The organism is Streptomyces sp. SID3343 (assembly GCF_009865215.1).
GTDB lineage: Bacteria > Actinomycetota > Actinomycetes > Streptomycetales > Streptomycetaceae > Embleya.
Genome location: NZ_WWJX01001489.1, coordinates 1 through 1,940, shown reverse-complemented (window position 1 = coordinate 1,940; position 1,940 = coordinate 1). Strand labels below are relative to the sequence as shown.

General features: G+C 74.7%; 3 protein-coding genes. All 3 read right to left on the bottom strand.

Going from position 1 to position 1,940, the window contains the following annotated elements:
* On the bottom strand, positions 1–622 hold a 622-nt coding region (locus GT354_RS47420), incomplete at its 3' end, for an AAA family ATPase (RefSeq protein ID WP_161364000.1).
* Entirely contained in the window at positions 619–1,776 is a 1,158-nt protein-coding gene (locus tag GT354_RS56190) for a DUF4350 domain-containing protein (protein ID WP_161363998.1), read from the bottom strand. The genes GT354_RS47420 and GT354_RS56190, both read right to left, overlap by 4 nt.
* Positions 1,773–1,940, bottom strand: a 168-nt coding sequence (locus tag GT354_RS47410; RefSeq protein ID WP_161363996.1) for a DUF4129 domain-containing protein, incomplete at its 5' end; no start/stop codon positions are given. The genes GT354_RS47410 and GT354_RS56190, both read right to left, overlap by 4 nt.

Here is a 1,940-nt window from a genome sequence, read left to right as displayed (position 1 = left end):
GTACGCCGGCCGCGGCCAGGTCGCGTGGGTCGAAGCCCTCGGCGTGCCGGCGCAGGACGGTGATCTCCTCGTCGCGTTCGGGCAGCGGGAGGGTGAGCTTGAGCAGGAAGCGGTCGAGTTGGGCCTCGGGCAGCGGATACGTGCCCTCGTACTCGATCGGGTTCTGTGTCGCGGCGACCATGAACGGGTCGGGCAGCGGGCGCGAGACGCCGTCCACCGAGACCTGACGTTCCTCCATGGCCTCCAGGAGCGACGCCTGGGTCTTGGGTGGCGTGCGGTTGATCTCGTCGGCCAGGAGCAGGTTGGTGAAGACCGGTCCCTGGCGGAAGGAGAACTCGGCGGTGCGCGCGTCGTAGACCATCGAGCCGGTCACGTCGCCGGGCATCAGGTCGGGGGTGAACTGCACGCGGGTGGTGGTCAGGTCCAGGCTGCGGGCCAGGGCGCGCACCATCAGGGTCTTGGCGACGCCGGGGACGCCTTCCAGCAGCACGTGGCCTCGGCACAGCAGGGCGATGACCAGGCCGGTGACGGCGGCGTCCTGGCCGACCACGGCCTTGCCGATCTCGCCGCGCAGGGCTTCGAGGGCGTCGCGCGCCTCGCGGGTCTGCTCGGGTGCGCTCACGTCGTGCGTACCTGCCTTATCAGCGCGTCCAGGTCGTCGGCCAGGGTGACGAGGGCTTCGTCGTTCGCCGGGATCGCACCGTACAACAGGGCGTGTACGTCGGCGGACGTGCGCCCGGTGCGGGCGGTGATCGCGGCGATCAGGGCGGCGTCGGTGGGGGTGGTGCCGAGGGTGGCGGCGAGGCGTTCGCGGGTTGCCCCGCGCAGGAGGTCGGCGGCGGTGTCGCGGGCCCGACCGCGGCGGTACAGGCGGGCGCGGCCCTCGACGGTTTCGGCGGCGCGGACCACCACCGGGAGCGGCTCGGTGACGACCGGGCCCAGCCGGCGCGAGCGCCACAGCGCGAGCAGGAGCGCGGTGACGCCGAGCTGGCCGATGCCCCAGCGCCAACCGGCCGGGAGCAGGTCCCACAACGAGTCGTCACCGGCGGGGGGTTCGCCGTCGGTGGGCAGGTACCACAGGACCCGGGGGTGTGCGCCGAGGAGGTTGAGGGCCAGGGCGGCGTTGCCGTGGTCGTCGAGGTGGTCGTTGGTGAGCAACGTGCCGGCGCCGAGTACGACCGTGTCGCGGCCGGCGACGGGCGGGGTCACCACGAGAGCCGGGCGGCCGCCTTGGGGGTAGCAGCCGGTCGCGCCGGGGAGCAGGTCGATGTCGTAGCGGACGCCGCCGATGTCGGCGTTGCCGGCGCGGGTCGCGGCCGGGAGGGCGCACTGCGGGTCGAGCGTGCGCCGGCCGGTGCCGGGTCGGGTGTGCGCGCCCGGGGCGAGGATCGACAGGGCGTCGTCGCCGGGGGCGACCAGGACCGTGCGGCCCGCACCGGTCGTGGTGATCGCGCGCAGCCGGTGGTCGGGGAGCAGGTCGGGGAAGGGCACCACGAGGGTGGCGTCGGGGCCGAGGGAGGCGGCGAGTTCGGCCTGCGACCGGACGAGCGTCACCTCGACGCCGTGTGCGCGTAGCAGTTGGGCGAGGGCTTTGCTGCCCTGGGTGCCGGTCGAGCGTGGGTCGAGCCGGCCGCGGTGTCGGTCGCTCTGGAGCAGGACGAGTGTGGACACCACGATCAGGACGAGCGCGCACAGGGCCAGCGGTGCCCGTAGCCGGCGCCACACCTGTTCGGCGGTGGGGCTCGGCGCGACGTGGTCGACGGTGCTCGTGCTCACCCGGACACCTGCTCGGCCGCGCCGGCGCGCGGGCGGGTCTCGGCGCAGCGCGCGTCGAGGTCGCGCAGTTCGCGGTCGGTTTCGGCGTCGGCGCCGCGGCCGCCGTAGCGGACGTCGTCGAAGGTACGCGCCGCGGCGCGCAGCCGGGCCGCCACGACGGGCAG